The sequence below is a fragment of the Mesorhizobium sp. P2_B11 genome, assembly GCF_056404855.1.
The window spans coordinates 694217-714256 of the sequence record NZ_JBFUDF010000002.1; the positions used below are offsets into that span (position 1 = coordinate 694217).

General features: G+C 62.9%; 23 protein-coding genes. 15 read left to right on the forward strand and 8 right to left on the reverse strand.

Features of this window, described 5'->3' with window-relative positions; translation table 11 throughout:
- The first annotated feature begins 151 nt into the window (after positions 1-151).
- The 6 genes from AC1DYJ_RS07765 (at position 152) to phoB (ending at position 6344) form a co-directional block, all read left to right on the forward strand.
- Entirely contained in the window at positions 152-1180 is a 1029-nt protein-coding gene (locus tag AC1DYJ_RS07765) for a substrate-binding domain-containing protein (RefSeq protein WP_477283707.1), read from the forward strand.
- A 96-nt stretch (positions 1181-1276) separates the two neighbouring features.
- Positions 1277-2737: a phosphate ABC transporter permease subunit PstC gene (gene pstC, locus AC1DYJ_RS07770; protein WP_477283705.1), complete on the forward strand. Its 1461-nt coding sequence runs from the start codon at positions 1277-1279 to the stop codon at positions 2735-2737.
- Positions 2734-4050, forward strand: coding sequence for a phosphate ABC transporter permease PstA (pstA, locus tag AC1DYJ_RS07775; protein ID WP_477283703.1), 1317 nt, complete (start codon positions 2734-2736; stop codon positions 4048-4050). The genes pstC and pstA overlap by 4 nt, the downstream gene beginning before the upstream one ends.
- Positions 4051-4067: 17 nt before the next feature.
- Positions 4068-4892: a phosphate ABC transporter ATP-binding protein PstB gene (gene pstB, locus AC1DYJ_RS07780; protein WP_112393380.1), complete on the forward strand. Its 825-nt coding sequence runs from the start codon at positions 4068-4070 to the stop codon at positions 4890-4892.
- A 41-nt stretch (positions 4893-4933) separates the two neighbouring features.
- Positions 4934-5638: a phosphate signaling complex protein PhoU gene (gene phoU / locus AC1DYJ_RS07785; protein ID WP_477283701.1), complete on the forward strand. Its 705-nt coding sequence runs from the start codon at positions 4934-4936 to the stop codon at positions 5636-5638.
- A gap of 16 nt (positions 5639-5654) precedes the next feature.
- Positions 5655-6344: a phosphate regulon transcriptional regulator PhoB gene (gene phoB, locus AC1DYJ_RS07790; RefSeq protein ID WP_010911896.1), complete on the forward strand. Its 690-nt coding sequence runs from the start codon at positions 5655-5657 to the stop codon at positions 6342-6344.
- Positions 6345-6368: 24 nt separating this feature from the next.
- On the opposite strand, the gene AC1DYJ_RS07795 is transcribed toward phoB, so the two are convergent.
- A complete protein-coding gene (locus AC1DYJ_RS07795) occupies positions 6369-7604 on the reverse strand; it encodes an ROK family protein (RefSeq protein WP_477283699.1) in 1236 nt (411 codons plus the stop codon).
- 271 nt (positions 7605-7875) lie between these two features.
- Between AC1DYJ_RS07795 and xylF the strand changes: the two genes are divergently transcribed.
- The 4 genes from xylF (at position 7876) to AC1DYJ_RS07815 (ending at position 13110) form a co-directional block, all read left to right on the forward strand.
- Positions 7876-8916, forward strand: a complete 1041-nt coding sequence (gene xylF / locus AC1DYJ_RS07800; protein WP_477283697.1) for a D-xylose ABC transporter substrate-binding protein — start codon at positions 7876-7878, stop codon at positions 8914-8916.
- Between the two features lie 242 nt (positions 8917-9158).
- Entirely contained in the window at positions 9159-10475 is a 1317-nt protein-coding gene (locus AC1DYJ_RS07805; RefSeq protein WP_477426008.1) for a sugar ABC transporter permease, read from the forward strand.
- Between the two features lie 15 nt (positions 10476-10490).
- Positions 10491-11300: an ATP-binding cassette domain-containing protein gene (locus AC1DYJ_RS07810; RefSeq protein WP_477426010.1), complete on the forward strand. Its 810-nt coding sequence runs from the start codon at positions 10491-10493 to the stop codon at positions 11298-11300.
- A 163-nt stretch (positions 11301-11463) separates the two neighbouring features.
- On the forward strand, positions 11464-13110 hold the full coding sequence (locus AC1DYJ_RS07815; RefSeq protein ID WP_477283691.1) for a CHASE domain-containing protein: 1647 nt from the start codon (positions 11464-11466) through the stop codon (positions 13108-13110).
- Between the two features lie 40 nt (positions 13111-13150).
- Here the strand turns inward: AC1DYJ_RS07815 and AC1DYJ_RS07820 are convergent, their stop codons facing one another.
- The 6 genes from AC1DYJ_RS07820 to AC1DYJ_RS07845 all read right to left on the reverse strand — a co-directional run bounded on the left by AC1DYJ_RS07820 (position 13151) and on the right by AC1DYJ_RS07845 (position 16654).
- On the reverse strand, positions 13151-13393 hold the full coding sequence (locus AC1DYJ_RS07820; protein WP_112559509.1) for a YMGG-like glycine zipper-containing protein: 243 nt from the start codon (positions 13391-13393) through the stop codon (positions 13151-13153).
- 83 nt (positions 13394-13476) lie between these two features.
- The gene (locus AC1DYJ_RS07825) at positions 13477-13803 is read right to left on the reverse strand and encodes a hypothetical protein (RefSeq protein WP_477283690.1); all 327 of its coding nucleotides are present in this window, start codon (positions 13801-13803) and stop codon (positions 13477-13479) included.
- Between the two features lie 154 nt (positions 13804-13957).
- A complete protein-coding gene (locus AC1DYJ_RS07830; RefSeq protein WP_477283688.1) occupies positions 13958-14140 on the reverse strand; it encodes a hypothetical protein in 183 nt (60 codons plus the stop codon).
- Positions 14141-14274: 134 nt separating this feature from the next.
- Positions 14275-15315: a sensor histidine kinase gene (locus AC1DYJ_RS07835; protein WP_477283686.1), complete on the reverse strand. Its 1041-nt coding sequence runs from the start codon at positions 15313-15315 to the stop codon at positions 14275-14277.
- Positions 15316-15481: 166 nt separating this feature from the next.
- Complete coding sequence (locus AC1DYJ_RS07840) at positions 15482-15649, reverse strand: DUF1328 domain-containing protein (protein WP_023670098.1); 168 nt, start codon at positions 15647-15649, stop codon at positions 15482-15484.
- A 210-nt stretch (positions 15650-15859) separates the two neighbouring features.
- Complete coding sequence (locus tag AC1DYJ_RS07845; RefSeq protein WP_477283684.1) at positions 15860-16654, reverse strand: response regulator; 795 nt, start codon at positions 16652-16654, stop codon at positions 15860-15862.
- A 212-nt stretch (positions 16655-16866) separates the two neighbouring features.
- Between AC1DYJ_RS07845 and AC1DYJ_RS07850 the strand changes: the two genes are divergently transcribed.
- The gene (locus tag AC1DYJ_RS07850) at positions 16867-17070 is read left to right on the forward strand and encodes a NepR family anti-sigma factor (protein WP_352759402.1); all 204 of its coding nucleotides are present in this window, start codon (positions 16867-16869) and stop codon (positions 17068-17070) included.
- 3 nt (positions 17071-17073) lie between these two features.
- Positions 17074-17625: a sigma-70 family RNA polymerase sigma factor gene (locus tag AC1DYJ_RS07855; protein ID WP_023670095.1), complete on the forward strand. Its 552-nt coding sequence runs from the start codon at positions 17074-17076 to the stop codon at positions 17623-17625.
- A 51-nt stretch (positions 17626-17676) separates the two neighbouring features.
- Here the strand turns inward: AC1DYJ_RS07855 and AC1DYJ_RS07860 are convergent, their stop codons facing one another.
- Positions 17677-17994 carry a response regulator gene (locus tag AC1DYJ_RS07860; RefSeq protein WP_477283957.1) on the reverse strand — a complete coding sequence of 106 codons (318 nt, stop codon included), beginning with the start codon at positions 17992-17994 and terminating at the stop codon, positions 17677-17679.
- A 351-nt stretch (positions 17995-18345) separates the two neighbouring features.
- Between AC1DYJ_RS07860 and AC1DYJ_RS07865 the strand changes: the two genes are divergently transcribed.
- The 3 genes from AC1DYJ_RS07865 (at position 18346) to AC1DYJ_RS07875 (ending at position 20029) form a co-directional block, all read left to right on the forward strand.
- On the forward strand, positions 18346-19107 hold the full coding sequence (locus AC1DYJ_RS07865) for a Crp/Fnr family transcriptional regulator (RefSeq protein ID WP_477283683.1): 762 nt from the start codon (positions 18346-18348) through the stop codon (positions 19105-19107).
- A gap of 121 nt (positions 19108-19228) precedes the next feature.
- A complete protein-coding gene (locus AC1DYJ_RS07870; RefSeq protein ID WP_477283681.1) occupies positions 19229-19555 on the forward strand; it encodes an ElaB/YgaM/YqjD family protein in 327 nt (108 codons plus the stop codon).
- 12 nt (positions 19556-19567) lie between these two features.
- Positions 19568-20029, forward strand: coding sequence for a hypothetical protein (locus tag AC1DYJ_RS07875; RefSeq protein WP_477283679.1), 462 nt, complete (start codon positions 19568-19570; stop codon positions 20027-20029).
- Positions 20030-20040 lie beyond the last annotated feature (11 nt).

The following is a 20040-nucleotide window of genomic DNA, read 5'->3' on the forward strand; positions in this document are numbered from 1 at the left end:
CCGGCCGGCTGCGGCTTTCTGTGCGTCCATCCGACGTTACCGGGCTGACACGAAACTGTCATGCGACTGTAATAATCGAAGGCTATTGGCCTCAGCGGGCGCCGGCTGAAGAGGGCGCCGAGAGACCATCTTCCGAACAGGAGCAGGCCACATGAAGAAATTCCTCGTTACGGCATCGGCCGTGGCGGTAGCGTTCGCCGCATCGTCGGGCGTCGCCGCTGCACGCGACCAGATCCAGGTCGCCGGTTCGTCGACCGTGCTACCCTACGCCAAGATCGTCGCCGAGCAGTTCGGCGAAACCTTCACCAACTTCAAGACCCCGGTCGTCGAGTCCGGCGGCAGCGGCGCCGGCATCAAGGAATTCTGCAAGGGCGTCGGCGAAGACACCATCGACATCGCCAACTCCTCGCGTCCGATCAAGAAGGACGAGCTGAAGTCCTGCGCCGACGCCGGCGTGAAGGAAGTCCAGGAAGTCCGCATCGGCTATGACGGCATCGTTTTCGCCACCGACATCAAGGGCCCGGATTGGGCGCTGGTTCCCGCCGACATCTACAAGGCGCTGGCCGCCAAGCTGGTCGTCGACGGCAAGCTCGTCGACAATCCGAACACCAAGTGGAGCCAGGTCAACCCGAAGCTGCCCGACTGGGATATCGCCGCCTACATCCCCGGTGAAAAGCACGGCACCCGCGAAGTGTTCGAGACCAAGCTTCTCGACGCCGGCTGCGACAAGGCTGCTATCAAGGCCACCGGCATTGCCGACGACAAGGAAATCGGCAAGACCTGCATCGCCATCCGCAAGGACGGCAAGGCTGTCGACATCGACGGCGACTACACCGAGACGCTCGCCCGCATCGACTCCAACAAGACCGGCGTCGGCGTGTTCGGCCTCGCTTTCTACGAAAACAACGCCGACAAGCTGAAGGTCGCCACCGTGGAAGGCATCGTGCCTTCGACCGAGACGATCGCAACCGGCAAGTATCCGGTTTCGCGCCCGCTGTTCTTCTACGTCAAGAAGGCGCATCTCGGCGTCGTTCCCGGCCTCAAGGAATATGTCGAGTTCTTCCTTGACGACCAGATGATCGGCCCGGAAAGCCCGCTCGCCCAGTACGGCCTGGTGTCGGCTCCCGACGCAGAGCGTCAGAGCCAGCGCGACGCCTTCGCCGCCGGAAAGACGATGTAATCAGTCTATCGGATCAGGGCGCGGACCAAATCCGCGCCCTGATTTCGCCGCTTGCCGCAACGGCGGCGGCGATCTGAATTTTCCCTGGGGTGGGTGATGTCGTCCTTGCTCGTACTCGCCATAGTCATTGCCATCGGCGTGGTCGCCTTCGTGATCGGCCGCCAGCGCGCCGCGGCGCACGAAACCGGCAAGGTCAAGCCGCATTCGCGCGCCCACTATCACGGCTGGTGGGCCTTTCTGCTCGCCGTCCTGCCTGCTGTCCTGCTGCTCGCCGTCTGGGACATCGGCTCGTCCTTCTATCTTGACCGGCACATCCACGCCGCCCTGCCCGAGCGCACTGTCGACTCCAAGGTTGCCAGCGAAGCGCTCGACGCCAGCCTGGTGAAGAGCCTCGCCAAGGGCCTGCGCCGGCTTGATTCCGGTACGCCGCTTCCCGCCACGTTCGCTGAGTTGCAGCCGATGCTCGCCGCCAAGGGCGTGGCGCTGGCGACAGATACCCAGGACTACATGATCCCGATCGCGGTCGAGGCGAATGCCGTTCAGGACCGGCTTGGGCTGTTCGGCGCCGTCATCACCTTCGCTCTGTCGATCGCCGGCGCCTTCTACGCGCTGCGGCAGATCGCGCCGCGCGCCAGAGCGCGCAACAATGTCGAGCGGCTGATGCTGTGGGGGCTGCTTGCGGCCTCGACCATCGCCATCCTGACCACGGTCGGCATCGTGCTGTCGATGCTGTTCCAGACCATCACCTTCTTCGAAAGCGTGTCGCCGATGAGCTTCTTCTTCGGCACGGTGTGGGATCCGCGTTTCGCCGCTGCCGGTTCCGGTGGCAGCCAGGGCCAGTTCGGCCTGATCCCGCTGCTCGCCGGCACGCTCTACATCGCCGCCGTCGCTCTGCTGGTCGCAGTGCCGGTCGGGTTGATGTCGGCGGTCTACATGTCCGAATACGCCTCTCGCAGCGTGCGTTCGGTGGTCAAGCCGGCGCTGGAACTGCTGGCCGGCATCCCGACCATCGTCTACGGCATCTTCGCCGTGGTCACGCTCGGGCCGTTCCTGCGCGACCTGTCGGCGGCACTCACCGGCGGCTCCCCCTTCATCCAGGGCCAGAGCATCTTCACCGCCGGCCTGGTGATGGGCGTCATGCTGATCCCGGTCGTGTCCTCGCTGTCCGACGACATCATCACCGCGGTGCCGCGCGCCATGCGTGACGGCTCGCTCGGCCTGGGTGCTACGCGCTCCGAGACGATCAAGCGGGTGATCCTGCCGGCAGCACTTCCCGGCATTGTCGGCGCCATTCTGCTCACCGCCTCGCGTGCCATCGGCGAGACGATGATCGTCGTGCTGGCCGCCGGCGTCGCCGCCAACCTGACCGCCAATCCATTCGAGGCGATGACGACCATCACCGTCAAGATCGTCAACCAGCTGACCGGCGACCTTGAGTTCAACTCGCCGCAGACGCTCGTCGCTTTCGCGCTCGGTCTGACGCTGTTCGCGCTGACGCTGGTGATGAACATCGTCGCCCTCTACATCGTGCGCAAGTACCGGGAGCAGTACGAATGACCGACATTCCCCTGGACACGATGGCGGGCACTGTCGCGCGTCCGCGCCGCGACATCGGGCTGAAGGCGCGCTACGCCGCCGAACGCCGATTCCGCATCTATGGTGTGATTGCGATCTCGGTCGGCCTGGCGTTCCTGGCTATCATGCTGATCACCATCGTCTCGAAAGGCTACACCGCCTTCTGGCAGACGACGGTGACTTTGCCGATCACTTTCGACGAGAAAATCATCGACCCCTCGAACAAGCGCGCCACCGACCCGAGCGTACTGATCAAGGCGAACTATCCCAAGCTTGCCGACACTGCGCTGATGGCCAAACTCGGCATCGACCCCAACAACAAGCCGATGGTCATGAAGCTCAAGGGTTTCCTGTCGGAAGGCGCCCGTGTCCAGCTGCGCGACATCGTCGCCGCCGATCCCTCGGTGATCGGCACCACGCGCGACGTCAACATCCTGGCCGCGGCCAATCTCGACTCCGCCTTCAAGGGCCAGATCGACCTCAGCGTCGATGAGGCGCGCCGCAAGGTGTCCAACCAGCAGATCGACTGGATGACCAAGCTCAAGGCCGACGGCGTGATGGCCGAGCATTTCAACACCGGCCTGTTCACCTATGGCGCCTCCAGCCGGCCTGAGACGTCGGGCATGGGCGTGGCCATCATCGGCTCGTTCTATATGATGGTGATCGTGCTGCTTTTGGCGCTGCCGATCGGCGTCGCCGCCTCCATCTATCTCGAGGAATTCGCCAAGAAGAACCGCTTCACCGACCTGATCGAGGTCAACATCAACAATCTGGCGGCGGTGCCGTCGATCGTCTTTGGCCTGCTCGGGCTTGCCGTGTTCATCAACTTCCTCGGCATGCCGCGCTCCGCCGCCTTCGTCGGCGGCCTGGTGCTGACGCTGATGACGCTGCCGACCATCATCATCGCCACGCGCGCCGCCCTTGCCGCGGTGCCACCGTCGATCCGCTCGGCCGCACTCGGCCTTGGCGCCTCCAAGATGCAGATGGTGTTCCAGCACATACTGCCGCTGGCCGCTCCCGGCATCCTGACCGGAACCATTATCGGCCTGGCGCGTGCGCTGGGCGAGACAGCACCGCTGCTTCTGATCGGCATGGTCGCCTTTGTCGCCGACTATCCGAAGACGCCTTTCGATCCGGCAACCGCACTGCCGGTGCAGATATACATGTGGGCAAACGAGGCCGAACGCGCTTTTGTCGAGCGCATGTCCGGCGCCATCATCATCCTGCTCGTCTTCCTCATGGCCATGAACATCACCGCGATCGTGCTTCGGCGCCGGTTCGAGCGGCGCTGGTAGAAAAAAGGCAATTTGGTATGAACATCATGACCGAACAGTCCCTTGAAAACGCAGTGGGCGACAAAATGAACGCCAAGTCGAACGAAGTCATCAAGATGCGCGGCGACAAGGTCGGCGTGTTCTATGGCGAGAAGCAGGCGCTGTTCGACGTCAATCTCGACGTCCGCCTCAATCAGGTGACGGCGCTGATCGGCCCGTCCGGCTGCGGCAAGTCGACCTTCCTGCGCTGCCTCAACCGCATGAACGACACCATCGATTCGGCGCGGGTGACCGGCAAGATCACGCTCGACGAGGACGACATCTACGACAAGAACATCGACGTCGTTGAGCTCAGGGCCCGCGTCGGCATGGTGTTTCAGAAGCCCAACCCGTTCCCGAAGTCGATCTACGAGAACGTGGCCTACGGCCCGCGCATCCATGGCCTGGCCAAGCGCAAGTCCGACATGGACCAGATCGTCGAATCCAGCCTGAAGAAGGCGGCGATCTGGAACGAGGTCAAGGACCGCCTGCAGGAGCCCGGCACAGGCCTGTCTGGCGGCCAGCAGCAGCGCCTGTGCATCGCGCGCGCCATTGCCGTGTCGCCGGAAGTGATCCTGATGGACGAGCCCTGCTCGGCGCTCGACCCGATCGCGACCGCCCGCGTCGAGGAGCTGATCGACGAACTGCGCCAGAACTACACCATCGTCATCGTCACCCACTCGATGCAGCAGGCGGCGCGCGTGTCGCAGCGCACGGCGATGTTCCATCTCGGCTACCTGGTCGAGGAGGGCGCCACCGACAAGATGTTCACCAATCCCGACGACAAGCGCACCCAGGACTACATCACCGGCCGCTTCGGCTGAGCCGTCCAGCGGTTGAATTTTCAGGCACGAGGACCAGGATCATGGGTGAACATACCGTCGCCTCCTTCGATGAAGAACTGGGGCAGATCAGCAAGCTGATCCGCGACATGGGCGATCTCGCCGGCTCGATGGTCAGCGGCTCGACCAAGGCGCTGCTCAATTCGGACAATGCGCTGGCGCAGCGTGTGGTTTCGGACGACGCCATCATGGACGCGCGCCAGCGTGAACTCGACGACCGCGCCATCACGCTGATCGCCAAGCGCCAGCCGATGGCCAACGATCTGCGTGCAGTGGTCGGCTCGATCCGCATGGCCGGCGACCTTGAGCGCATCGGCGACCTGGCCAAGAACATCGCCAAGCGCGTCGGTACCGTCGGTTTGAGCGTCACGCCGCGCGACCTCTCGCATTCCATCGATGCAATGGCGCAGCTGGTGCTGATCCAGGTGCAAGGGGTGGTCGAGGAATATGCTGCCGCGGATGCGGCTGCGCTGGCGAAGCTCAGGAATGACGACGAGCGCATCGACGTCAAATACACGTCGGTGTTTCGTGAACTCTTGACCTACATGATGGAAGACCCGCGCAACATCACCGCCTGCACGCATCTGCTGTTCTGCGCCAAGAATCTGGAGCGCATCGGCGATCATGTCACCAACATCGCTGAAAATGCGTATTATGTGCTAACCGGCCAGCAACTCCCCGCCAATCGCCCGAAGCAGGACGAGACGGCGATGGCCACGTCGGCCTGACAAGGGTGAACTGCTGATGATTGCGCCACGCATCATGGTCGTGGAGGACGAGGAGCCGCTGGGCGTGCTTCTCCGCTACAACCTCGAATCCGAAGGCTACCAGGTCGAAGTGGTGACGCGCGGCGACGAGGCCGAAATCCGGCTGCAGGAAAACGTCCCCGACCTGCTGGTGCTCGACTGGATGGTGCCGGCGGTGTCCGGCATCGAGCTCTGCCGGCGGCTCAGGATGCGGCCGGAAACCGAACGGCTGCCGATCATCATGCTGACCGCGCGCGGCGAGGAGAGCGACCGCGTGCGCGGCCTGTCCACCGGCGCCGACGATTATCTGGTCAAGCCGTTCTCGACGCCGGAATTCATGGCGCGCGTGAAGGCGCTGCTGCGCCGCGCCAAGCCGGAAGTCCTGTCCAGCGTGCTCAAGGTCGGCGACATTGTGCTCGACCGTGAATCGCACCGCGTCTACCGCAAGAAGAGCGAGATCCGGCTCGGGCCGACCGAATTCCGCCTGCTCGAATTCATGATGCGCCACCCCGGCCGGGTGTTCTCGCGCAGCCAGCTGCTCGACAATGTCTGGGGCGAGACGATCTATATCGACGAGCGCACGGTCGACGTTCATGTCGGGCGCCTGCGCAAGGCGGTCAACAATGGCCGCATGCCGGATGTCATCCGCACCATCCGCGGCGCCGGCTACGCTATCCGGGAAGATTAGGCGCGCCGCGCCGTCGCCGGCCTCTCAGGCGACGTGCTTGCCGGTCTTCGCCTGAATCCCCGGCGCAAAAATCTCCTGGTCGACGAAGCCGAGCGCGCGCATGGCGCAGCCTTCGCGGATCAGCGGCAGTTCGTTGGGCTCGGTGTCGAAGGAGATCGACTTCGAGTGCTGGCCGCCGGCGGTCTGGGCGATGGCCTCGCGCAATGCCGGCTCGATCAGATCGAAGGCGGCGGCGCTGACGCCGACCATGGCGACAGGGGCGGGATCGATCAGGGCAAACAGGCTGCCAAGGCCGAAGCCGAGCGCCTCGCCGGCCTTGCGATAGGCCTCGCGCTCCGGGCCATCCGTCTCGCGGGCGCGTGCGGCCAGCGCCCGCATATCGGCATCGCCGACATCGACCGGTTCGGCATCCTCGCTCATCATCTTGGCGCTGCGCCAGATGGCGTAATTGCCGGCATAGGCCTCGACGCAGCCGCGCCGCCCGCAGCGGCAGAGCGCGCCGCCGGGACGGTGGATCATGTGGCCGAACTCGCCGCCGGACGAATGGGTGCCGGTGAACAGCTCGCCCTTGAGCACCAGCCCCATGCCGATGCCGTGCGAGAGCAGGATGGCGATGAAATCGTCGCGGTAGCGCTCGGGTTGGCGCCATTGCAACGCCACCGCCATCATGTTGCAGTCGTTCTCCATGGTGGCCGGAATGCCGAACTCCGCTTCCAATATGTCGGCAAAGCCAATGTCGGTCAGCGGCGTGATCGGCGACCATAGCATGGCGCGCGCATGCGAATCGGTGATGCCCTGGATGCCCATGGCAATGCGCGCGACGCTCTGCACATCGAGGTCGGGATCCTCGAGCCGCCGGCGTACGATTGCCGTACATTCGCCGATCAGCTCGTCGCGCGGCATGGTCAGCGTGTCCAGCCGGCGCTGTTCCTCGGCGACCACCTGGCCGGCATAGTCGATGACGGTGACGGAGAGGAAGTTCAGCGACAGCACCACGGTCATCACCGCCGCTGCCTCCGGGTTGAGGCCAAGGCCGACCTGCGGCCTGCCGCGCTTCAGCGCGCCGGTCTCGCCGGGCTTGCTCTCGGCCAGGATGCCTTCCGCAATCAAATCCGAGGAGATAGCCGATATGGTCGAGTGGCTGAGACCGGTGGTCGCCGCAATCTCGGTCCGCGACGGCTGGCCGGCCCGGCGCACGGCCGAAATCACCATCGCACGGTTGCGACGGCGCAAATCGTCGTGGCGGATTCCAACCGACATCTTTTATCTTCCTCCCGGTCCTCCTCGCGCCTCAATGATAGTGGAGGCATTTGGCGGCACCAGCCAAATATTGGCAGAAGCCGGCCGTGCTGTCATTGTTTATTGCGAGTCTCGAAAAAATTCGTTGAGGCCATCAGATTCCATCAGAATCGATGTTGACAGCGCCCCGCCGTTGGACCAGTATTTTTTCGAGGCTCGAAAAAATGGAGCCTCTGTGTGCCGGCCTTCGGGCCAGTTTTGTCGCGCCGTGCGCGGCGCAGGGAGGATTATCATGAACAGATTTGCAGCCGCCATGCTGGCGGGTGTCGCCATGTCGCTGACGCTGGTGTCGGTCGCGCAGGCGAAGGACAAGGTCATCGGCGTGTCGTGGTCGAACTTCCAGGAAGAGCGCTGGAAGACCGACGAAGCGGCGATGAAGGCCGCGATCGAAGCTGCCGGCGACAAGTACATTTCCGCCGACGCGCAGTCCAATCCGGGTAAGCAGCTGACCGACGTCGAGAGCCTGATCTCGCAGGGCGCCAACTCGCTGATCATCCTGGCGCAGGACGCCTCGGCCATCGGCCCGGCAGTGCAGAAGGCGCTGGACGAAGGCATTCCGGTCGTCGGCTATGACCGCCTGATCGAGAACAAGGACGTCTTCTATCTGACCTTCGACAACAAGGAAGTCGGCCGCATGCAGGCCCGCGAAGTGTTCAAAGCCAAGCCGGAAGGCAACTACGTCTTCATCAAGGGCTCGGGCTCTGATCCGAATGCCGACTTCCTGTTCTCGGGCTCGATGGAAGTGCTCAAGGAAGCCATCGACTCGGGCAAGATCAAGAATGTCGGCGAGGCCTACACGGACGGCTGGCTGCCCGCCAACGCCCAGAAGAACATGGAACAGTTCCTGACCGCCAATGACAACAAGGTCGATGCGGTGGTCGCGGCCAATGATGGCACCGCCGGCGGCGTCGTCGCCGCGCTGACGGCGCAGGGTCTTGCCGGAACCGTTCCGGTCTCGGGCCAGGACGGCGACCATGCCGCTCTGAACCGCATCGCGCTCGGCACGCAGACTGTGTCGGTGTGGAAGGATGCGCGCGAACTCGGCAAGAACGCCGCCGAGATCGCCTCGCAGCTCGCCGACGGCAAGAAGACCGGCGACATCGCCGGCGCCAAGGACTTCACCACGCCTGGCGGCAACACCGTCAAATCGCTGTTCCTCACCCCGGTCGCGATCACCAAGGACAACCTCAACGTTGTCATCGATGCCGGCTGGATCAAGAAGGACGAAGTCTGCACGGGCGTCGCCGCCGGCAGCGTCGCGGCCTGCAACTAAGCTTGGCTTGTTTCCCTTCGATATCGACGCCGCGGCTTGGAGCGGTTCAGTGATTGATCACTGAACCGCTCCGGTTTCTTTATCTTGCGCAATTCCGGACGGAAAACCGCTACGCACTTTTCCTGGAATTGCTTCAAAGCCGCGGCGTTTTCTCAACAAGATTTGTGTTTCCGCCATAGGCGGCTAACTTCTAGGCTGTGGTCCGGCATCCGCGTCAGACGGCAAGCCGCTGGGAGGACATCATGACCGACACGACCTCGACTTCGCAGGCCGACACCGCGCGTGCGTCGGAACTCGGCGCGGTCGCCCGGTTCCTGAAAGCGACCGAGATCGACACGCGCATGCTCGGCATGGTCGGTGCGCTGCTGGTCATCTGGATCGGCATACACATCCTGTCGGGTGGTCTTTTCCTAACGCCGCGCAACCTGTGGAACCTGTCGGTGCAGACCTCAGCCGTGGCGATCATGGCCTCCGGCATGGTGCTGGTCATCGTCATGCGCAACATCGACCTGTCGGTCGGATCGGCCGAAGGGGTGATCGGTATGGTGATGGGCTTCGCCCAGGTGCATTTCCTGGTGCGGTTCGTCGGGCTTGAATTGGGAAATCCGTGGATCTGGGTGCTGGCGCTGGTCATTGGTCTGGCGCTCGGCCTGCTTATCGGCGCCTTTCAGGGCTTCATCATCGCCTATCTCGAAGTACCGGCCTTCATCGTCACGCTGGGTGGCCTGCTGGTCTGGCGCGGTGCGGCCTGGTGGGTGACCAGCGGCCAGACCGTGGCGCCGCTCGACGCCACCTTCCAGCTGATGGGCGGCGGTCCCGCCGGATCGATCGGCGCGACCTGGAGCTGGGTCGTCGGCATCGTCGCCTGCCTTGCCGTGGTGTTCGCGTTGTTCAACGGGCGCGTGCAGCGCAAACGCTTCCATTTCCCCTTGCGTCCCATCTGGGCCGAGATGCTGCTCGGCACCGTCACCTGCGCAATCATCCTGGGCGCGGTGTGGGTTGCCAACTCCTATCCATGGCCGGTCGGCATTGTGAAGCGGTATGCGGAGGCCAACAACATCACCGTGCCGGAAGGCGGGCTGTTCATCGCCCACGGCATCGCCATTCCGGTGCTGATGGCTGTGGTGGTGGGCATCGTCATGACCTTCATCTCCAACCGCACGCGTTTCGGGCGTTATGTCTTTGCCATTGGCGGCAATCCAGAGGCCGCCAATCTCGCCGGCATCAACACGCGCTGGATCACCATGAAGGTGTTCATGATCATGGGCGTGCTGGCAACGATCGCCGCGGCGATCTCTTCGGCCCGGCTGAATTCGGCAACCAATGCGCTCGGCACGCTGGACGAGCTGCTGGTCATCGCCGCCGCCGTCATTGGCGGAACCTCGCTTGCCGGCGGTTCGGGAACCGTCATCGGCGCCATGCTGGGCGCGCTTTTGATGCAATCGCTGCAGTCCGGCATGGTGCTGCTCGGCGTCGACTCGCCGCTGCAGAGCATTGTCGTCGGGGCCGTGCTGGTCATCGCGGTGTTTCTCGACACCGTCTATCGCAAGCGCGTTTAGGGAGGAGATACGATCATGGAAAAGACTGCTCCCACCAGTGCGCCTAGCGGCACACCGCTGATCGACATGCGCAACATCTCGATCGCTTTCGGCGGCATCCGCGCTGTCKACGATGCGTCGATCGATCTCTTTCCAGGCGAGGTCGTCGCGCTGCTCGGCCATAACGGCGCCGGCAAATCGACGCTGATCAAGATCCTGTCGGGCGCCTACAAGCGCGATGCCGGCCACATCTTCGTCAGTGGTCAGGAGGCCTCCATCTCCAACCCGCGCGATGCCAAGAAGTACGGCATCGAGACCATCTACCAGACGCTGGCGCTGGCCGACAATGTCGACGCCGCCGCCAATCTGTTCCTCGGCCGCGAAATCATGACGGCCTGGGGCACGCTCGACGATGTCGCCATGGAGGCCGAAGCGCGCAAGGTGATGGGCCGTCTCAATCCGCGCTTCCAGCGCTTCAAGGAGCCGGTGGTCAAGCTGTCAGGCGGCCAGCGGCAGTCGGTGGCGATCGCACGCGCCATCCTGTTCAACGCCCGCATCCTGATCATGGATGAACCGACGGCGGCACTCGGTCCGCAGGAAACGGCGCAGGTCGGCGAGCTGGTCAAGCAACTCAAGGCCGACGGCATCGGCATCTTCCTGATCAGCCACGACATCCATGACGTGTTCGAACTTGCCGACCGCGTCTGCGTGATGAAGAACGGCCAGGTCGTCGGTACCGCGCGGACCGCCGACGTTACCCAGGACGAGGTGCTCGGCATGATCATCCTCGGCAAATGCCCGCCCGGCGCCATTCCGGGTCCGGGTGCGCTGAAGATCGCCGCCTGAGCAAGCGCTGTCATCGGCTGAACGTCATCTTTCCCGGTGCACGATCATAAGCCGGCTAAATTTCTGGAACTTGATGTGCCAGCCGTCATGATGGTTTGGCCGCGCCATTGTGTTGCCGCGGCGACTTGCCCATAAAGGTTCCCGAACCGTTCATGGGTCTGCGTTGAAGAAGCTTTTTCCGATCCTCGCCTTCATTGCCGTCGCGCTGATCAGCCTGACGATGGCGGGCTTCGCCTACTTCGCCACCCAGGAGGCGGCACGGATCAAGTTCGAGGCGACGGCCGACGATGCGCTCAACCGCATCGAAAGCCGCATCGACCTGCATCTGTCGCTGCTGCGCTCGACGCAGGCGCTGTTCGACGCCCGCAATGGCGAGATTTCGCGAAGCGAATTCAAGGCCTTCTTCAGCGCGCTCGATGTCGACAGCAATTTCGCCGGCCTGCGCGGCATCGGCTATCTCAGGCTGGCCAAAGCCGGCGACGAAGCGGCGGTCGAGCGTGGCATGTTGCGCGACCGTGGCGTGCCCCACGCCATCTATCCGGACTCGTCACAGTCCTGGCGCACGCCTATCGTGCTGTTCGAGCCGCTCGACCCTTCCAACGAGTCGACCATCGGCTACGACATGTTCACCGAACCGGTGCGGCGCGAAGCGATCGAAAAGGCGATGGCCGATGACGCGCAGCATGCAAGCGGTCTCGTCCAACTCGGCCAGGGCACGGGCGCGGCGCAGACCTTTACCGGCTTCCTGGTCTTCGTCAGGCTCAATGTCGAAACCGCGCCGGATGGCATCAACGCGTCGAGATCATCGACTTCAGGCTTTCTCTATGCCGCTTTCCGTGCCCGCGACCTGTTCCAGACCGCGCTCAGCCGCACGCCTCTGCTGCCGGTCAACACCGAGGTCTATGACGGCACGGTCGACGCCGACAATCTTCTGTTCCAGTCGGAAACGCCGCCGGTTGCGAGCTTTGGCGACAGGCTGTTGGTAACGCGCAAGATCATCGTCGCCGGCCGGGCGTGGACGGTGCTGTTTCGGCCGACAAGCGCTTTCTCGCAGCCGTCCTCGCGCGCCATTCCAGTGATGCTCGGTCTGTTCGGGCTCCTTCTGGCCGGGGCCATCGCGCTGGTGGCGCGCTACCAGGAGCGCGCCTATGACGCCAAGTCGCTGTTGCACGAGACGACGGAAAAGAGCCTGCTCGAAAAGGATCTGATGCTGCAGGAGATGAAGCATCGGATCAAGAATTCGATCACCCGGGTGCTGGCGATCGCGCGCCAGACGGCAGCGCACGCCACCGACGTAAAGGAATTCTCCTCCTCCTTCTCGGCCCGCCTGCAGGCAATGGCGGCTTCCCAAGACATGCTGACGCGGTCGCGCTGGCAGAAGGCCGACCTTGGCGATCTGCTTCGCATCGAGCTTGGCCAGGTGTTCGGCAAGGAGCTTCCGGACGGGATATTGTCAGGGCCTCAGGTGCTGCTCGACGAGACGACGACGCAGGCGCTTGGCCTTACCTTCCACGAATTGGCGACGAATGCGCTGAAGTACGGCGAGGCCGGCAATTCCGTCGGCGCGCTTAAAGTGGACTGGTCGTTCGAGGGGCGCGGGGCCGGCAGGATGCTGGTCCTGAACTGGCGCGAGGCGGGGCAGAAGCAACTCGAAGCGCCGGCCAAGACCGGCTTCGGAACCAAGCTGATCGATCTCAATGTCACGCGCGAATTGCGCGGCACGATCAGCAGGGATTTTCGTGCCGACGGGCTTACGGTGGAAATCAGGATTCCGCCGCCTGACACCGGCAAACAAACGGAGACCGGCTGACCGGTCTCCGTCTCGATTGTTTGACGCTTTTAAAAGCGGATCAGCAGCGAGCGGTGTAGAGCCGGCCGCGATTGTCGCGATACTGGCAATAACCATTGCGCAGGTTGCGCACGAGCAGACCGGAACCGGCACCAACGGCGGCGCCGATGAGCGCACCCTTGCCGCCGCCAACCAGGCCGCCGACGCCGGCGCCAACCAACGTACCGACACCCACGTCCTGTTCGGTCGTGCTGCAGCCGCTGACGGCAACCACGGCAACCATGGCAATAATCAATTTCCGCATTGAGTCTCTCCTCACTTTCGTCCTCACTTAAATAAGCTCCAGCCGCCATTTAGCATGAAATGGAGGCTTTTGCCCGCTCGATTTTATTGTTGGCGAAGATAGTCTTTTTCGGGGCGCGTCACATTCGACGCAACCACGACGTTGGAAATCTGCAAGGATGCTTCGAGCGAACCATCGGGACGCACGTTCCAGACGATCTGGTCGTAGTCGTCCTCCAGGGCAGGGTCGACGGCGAGACATTTGGCAACGACGTGCTGGGCCTGACCCTGCACGTCAGCCATGGCGAAGGGCCGCTCGGCGGTGCACGCCTGCGCGGTCTCGAATACGCTGACCGGCACCGGCAGTTCGCGGCATTCGGTCATGCTGTTTGAACAGCCGATAACCAGAAGCAAAGCGGCGATGTGTTCCACGGCGAAAGGTCCTCTCTCGCCATAAGAACGGTCGGCAGCCGTCAAAGTTCCTGTGATGAAAGCTGGGGACGTTAATAATTGGCTGGCCAGGGAGCCAGACCAGCCTCTCAGTTCAGCCTGACTTGGGAGCAGCGTGAACCCGTGCGATCCTGGCTCAACCCAGCTGCGACGCCACGATCAGCACGATGGCTGCGACGAGCGCGACAGCGGCGAAACGAAGCAAGGGATGCCAGGGGTGCGGCGCAGGCGTGGTGGCAGCGTCCGGATCCTGAAAGCCGCTCATCGAGACGCGCGCGGCCTGTTCCAGCCTGTTCATATCGGCAACCGTCAAGATCATTCCTCCCATCGTTGCCTTGCAGGCCGCGGCCGAAGCGTCGGTGGAATCGGTCAGAATCCAGCAATCTCTGGGAACCACAGCATCGGACTTTATGGTGAACAGCCGGTTAAGGATTCCGTCGCTTGAGGCAGCCGTTACTCGGTTTCGAAATTGCCGTGCGGAACGACGAGCCGGTATTCGAGACGGTTGCTGGTGATTTCGAGCGTCGCCGTGCCGTTCAGCGATGCCGGCACGACACGTTCGAGTGCGACGCTGCCGAAACGTTTCTCGGTGCGCCTGTTGTCATTGGCGACGATGGCCTCGACCCAGGTCAGTGACAAAGCCGGCTTATCAGCGGCTTCAGCGCCGCTCGACAGGTTGGCGGTTACCTCGACAAACCCATCCGGCCGGGCGAGAGCGCCGTAGCTGAATGAATTGACCGCGAGTTCGTGCATGGCCAGGCCGATATGAAGCGCGGCGTTGGGATTGAGGTATGGATTGACGCCATTGAAGCGCAGGCTCTGTGCGGGATCGGCGCCGTAGCGCACGACCTGGCCGCGGATAAGCTCGCGCAATGCAGCCCCCCGCCAGTTCGACGAGGTCACAAGATCCTGGGACGAGGCCAGAGACTGCAGCCGGCCGCGAAAGCGCGTCAGGAAATCGTCCGATGTCTCGGAATAGCGGCCGGTCTGGGTGGCAATGCTCTGGATAATGGCCAGCAGATTCTTGGAGCGGTGGCTGACCTCGCGCAGCAGCGTCTTCAGCGTCTGCTCGCGGCGTTTCTGATCGGTTGTCTCCACCATTGTGGTGACAACACCCTGAACGTCGCCACCATCGCCGCGATCGGCATCGACCCACACCTGGAACCAACGGATGCCTTCGGCAGTGGGAACGCTGAGCTCGAGGCGTTCGGGATTGCCGGAAGCGATGACGTGGCGTTTGGCGGCGTCGATGTGTTCGAGCTGGGCCGGCGGGAGGATGCCGTTGCTGTCCGCAGTGTCGGAAGCCCATGGCTCACGCATGTTGCGCGCCCACACGGTCTTCATCTCGCGGTCCTGATACAGAACGGAAATGCCGGCATTGTGCAGAGCGTGAAGCAAGGCACGGCCAAGTTGCATACCGCTTTCGGCGGGATGCAGGGCGATGACTTCGTCACTCCGCCCGCTTTCGCCTGTATCTCCGCTTCTGGAACGCATCAGTCCACCTGTCCACCCTCTCAGGCTGAACGATCCAGGTTGAAATCAGTTCCTGAAATAAGCCCCTAAACAGGCCCGCCGGACGGTGTCCGTTGAAGGACACCGCCCGGCGGTGGCTGGAAACCGTTTGAGGGGTGCGGCTTCCAGTGTTGGCTCGCTGCCGGTCTTACGACGCCCGCCTGAACAGGCCGGCCAGAAGCGAGATGACGAGGAAGGCGAGAAAGATGAAGAACAGGATTTGCGCGATGCCGGCCGAGGTACCGGCGATACCGCCGAAACCAAGCGCGCCGGCGATGATCGCCACAACCAGAAATACGAGCGCCCAGTAGAGCATGATCTGTCTCCTTCCGATGCTGAGATAAGAACGTGGGTGGTTGGTGTTTGTTCCACCCTTTGCCGAAAAAGACCGCCTTTGGAAGGGCTCCGGACGCGAATTGATTCAAGTATGAGCGCGACATGGAGCGACCGCCAACTGGCGATCGCCGGGTGACGATCGCCAGTTGGCTGGCTACGCCGCCAGGATGCGGCAACGTTGGAGATTGTGTTAAGCGGCGGCCTTGGCCTGCCGGTCGAAGAACAACGCCTGACTGATCAGCGCCTTGACCATGTCCGGATTGAACGGCTTGGTGACGAGGAAAGCGGGTTCGGGCCGCTCGCCGGTCAGCAGGCGCTCGGGGAAGGCGGTGATGAAGATCACCGGCACCGAGGTTGACGACAGGATCTCGTTGACCGCATCGATGCCCGAGCTGCCATCGGCAAGCTGGATGTCGGCCAGCACCATCTTCGGCCTTGTCTTGCCGAACATCGCCACCGCCTCGGCATGGGTGCGGGCGGTGCCGACGACGCGGTGACCGAGGCTCTCGACCATTTCCTCGATGTCCATGGCGATCAGCGGCTCGTCCTCGATGATCAGGACATCGGTCGCCACCTGGCGGGAAATCTCGTTGCTTGCCTGGGCAAGCAGTTCGGAGAATTCCTTGCTGTCGACATCGAGAACCTCGGCTGCCTCGTCCTCGCTAAAGCCTTCGACCGCGACCAGCAGAAACGCCTGGCGGGGCAGCGGCGCAATGGCGTTCAGATTGGCGGCGGCGCGCTGCTCCCACGCCGACTGCGCCTGCTCCTGCGGAACGCGAATGGCAATGGAGGTGAAGAGCTTGGCGAAAACCTTGTAAAGAGCGATGCGGTCGTTCGACGCTTCGGGGAAGATGTCGGTATCGGCGATGATGGCTTCGAGCATCGCGGCGACCAGCGCATCGCCACTCTCCTGCGATCCCGAAACGGCGCGCGAGAAGCGGCGCAGGAACGGCAGGTGCGGAGCAATGGTTGCGGAAAGGCTCATGATAGACGTCTCCCTCAGATGACGTGATTGCATAGGTTCCAGGTCAAGCTGATTGCAAGCCCCGGGGAACAAACGCGGGTTTTGCGAAAAAGTTCCGAGGCTTGTGGAACGAATCTGTGCGGGCGACGTTGTGGGGCGATGGGCAACCAGACGAGGGGGCCGCTTCGCGTTGTGTAATAGGGCGGCTCGGGGCGCTGGACTATAAGGGCGAAATGAAGGACATGAATAAAGAAACACTGGCTGGCGCCGCTGACAGGCGCCGGGCCAATTCCGGCGACCCACTCGGGGCCAACTCGGAAATCGGCCGCAAACTCAAACAATATTATGACGAGCTCGTCTCCGACAATGTGCCGGATCGCTTCGCCCAGTTGCTCAGCCAATTGGAACAGGCAGAACCCGCGCAGAAGAAGGACTGAGGCATGGCAGCTGTCTCACAAGGGTTCAAGACCGATCTGCTCGGCTCGATCCCGAGCCTGCGGGCCTTTGCCGTGTCGCTGACGCAGAATGCCGACAAGGCCGACGATCTGGTGCAGGAGACGCTGGTCAAGGCCTGGGACAAGCATGAGAGCTTCCAGCCGGGCACCAATCTCAAGGCATGGCTGTTCACCATCCTGCGCAATGAGTTCTATTCGCAGATGCGCAAGCGCGGCCGCGAGGTGCAGGACAGCGATGGCATCATGACCGCCAGGCTTGCCGTCCATCCGGCCCAGCATGGCCAGCTCGACCTTAAGGATTTTCGCGGCGCGCTCGAGCAACTTCCAGAGGATCAGCGCGAAGCCATCATCCTTATCGGCGCTTCCGGCTTCTCCTATGAGGAAGCGGCCGAGATCTGCGGCTGCGCGGTCGGAACGATCAAGAGCCGGGTCAGCCGGGCCCGCACGCGGTTGCAGGAGATCCTGAAAATCTCCGGCGAAGACGAATACGGGCCTGATGCCATCTCGTCCCAGGTCACCGGCTCAAACGCCGCCTGACAGCGGAGCCCGTTTGTGGGCTCCGCTACCTAAATCCGGATCGAAGGCATTTCAGACTGGCGCGCGGCCGCAGGCCACGGCCAGCGCCTCGACGAGATCGTCTCCCGAATATGGCTTGGTCACCAGTCGGACGCCGGGGAAAGACGCCTTGATCTCGTCCGCGTCCGAATAGCCGGAGGCAAAGACGAAGGGTGTGCCCGTCTGTTGCAGTTGCGCGGCGAAGTCGAGCGTCGACGTCCCTCCCAGCATCAGGTCGACGATAACGCCGTCGAACCTGTCGGTGACCGTCTGCTGGTCGATCTCTGCCAGGTCGCGAGCAATCACCACGTCGCCAGCGCCATGGTCGCGGCAAAGCTGCTCGACATCCATGGCGATCAGGAACTCATCCTCCAGGACAAGAATTCGCAATCCCTCAAGCAATGGGGGCACCGGGCAGTTTCTCCTTAGTTCTTGCGGCATCGGGGTCCTTGAGACTTCAAATCAAAACCGCAGCGGACCTTAGGGGATCCGCCCATGGCTTTTAATCCAAAATTCGCTCGCCGGGTCTGTTTCAATGTCAGGCGAGTTTCGAATTCGCCTTACTGGATCGCAGCGAGTCATGATCGGTATTTGCCATCCTGTCATTTAAAAAAGACATGCCCACCGCTGGCGGTGGAACCGTGGCCCTTGCAAGGCGTTGCACTCAGTCTCTGTCAAAGAGGCTTTCGAAGAGGGGTCGAAATGTCTGGCCAGAACGGTCGTTCCTTTTCCAGCCGCCAATATCCGTGTGAGAAGTGCCCACTGCGGCCATTGCAAGTGTTTCGGGACTTCGAAAAGCAGGAGCTTGCCTTCGTCAGCAAGTTCAAGAAGGGCGAACTGGCCGTCGACAAGGGCGCCACGGTGCTGGTCGAAGGCAGTCACAGCGCTCATCTGTATACGGTGCTTTCGGGCTGGGCCTTCCGCTACAAATTGCTGTCGGACGGCAGGCGCCAGATCCTCAACTACTCGATGCCCGGCGATCTCATCGGCCTGCAAGGCAGCGTGATGGGTGAAATGCAGCACTCGATCGAGGCGCTGTCGCCGATGCTGCTGTGCGTCTTCGAGCGCGAAAACCTGCACGAACTCTACCGCAACCATCCGGGGCTTGCCTACGACATCACCTGGCTGGCATCGCGCGAGGAACGCATGCTGGACGAGAATTTGCTCAGCATCGGCAGGCGCACGGCGCTCGAGCGCGCCGCCTATCTCATCGCTTTCATCGCCAGCCGCGCGGCGGTAGTCGGGCTCAACGGCAAGGCGCCGGTGCAAATCCCGATCACGCAGCAGCACATCGCCGATACACTCGGCCTGTCGCTGGTGCACACCAACAAGACAATCCGCAAGCTGATTGACCGCAAGCTGATCGCCTGGCGCGACGGCGGTTGTGAAGTGATCGACAGGGACGCGCTGAAGGACCTCGCGCGCTGGGAAGGGCTGGGCGAGGGTCGCCGGCCATTGATCTGACCTGGGTTCAGCCGGGGCTGGACTCACAGAAGCAAACACCCTTTCATGACAGGGTCTCCGATTTCGGAACCTTGAGATGTCTCGGGCGTTTGAAACCAAGCAAACGCAAGGAGTTATGGGAATGGCAACTGCTGCAGGAAAAACCGCTGGCGAAAGCCAGACGAATGCCGACCTCGAAGCCGATATCAGGCAGCTGAAGGCCGATATCGAAAAGCTAACCAAGCAATTGGCCAAGACCGGCGAGCATGGCTACGGGACGGCCAGGCGGGCCGCCGCCGAAGGCGTCGAGCAGTTGCGCGCCCAGGGCGAAGCCGCCTTTGACAACCTGCGCGGCAACGCCAAGGATCTTGAGGCCCAGATTACCGCCAATGTGCGCGAAAAGCCGGTGACCTCGCTGGCGATCGCAGCCGGCGTCGGCTTCCTGTTCGCGCTTCTCGCTCGGCGCTAGTTTTCGCTAGAGATGGGGACGCTGGCATCGCTGATTTCGGCCTTGGCCTCGGGTGAGGCCATTGCCGCCATGCGCCGCGCGCGCACGGCGGCAATCGTCTATGGGCTCGCCGCGGTTGCCGCTCTGTGCGGCCTCGGATTTCTCCTGGGGGCCGCCTATATCTGGGCGGCCGACCGCTATGGTCCGATGGCGGCCTGCCTCGGCTTCGCGGCAGGCTTCGTGGTCCTGGCCGGGCTCATCCTGCTCATCCATCAACTCGCGGCCGGCACCCGCGCCCGCCGGCGTGCACGAAGGCGCAATGCCGACCTCAAGGCGCTCGGCATCACGGCGGCCCTTGCCTTACTGCCGTCGCTGCTCAAGGGGAAAGGCGGCAAGGAACTTGTCCTTGGACCTGTTATCGCGCTGGTGGCCTATGCCATCTACAAGGAAAACGTCAAACCGGGGCCGCGCGATCCGGACGACGAGGCCGAGTAGGCCAGTTCCAA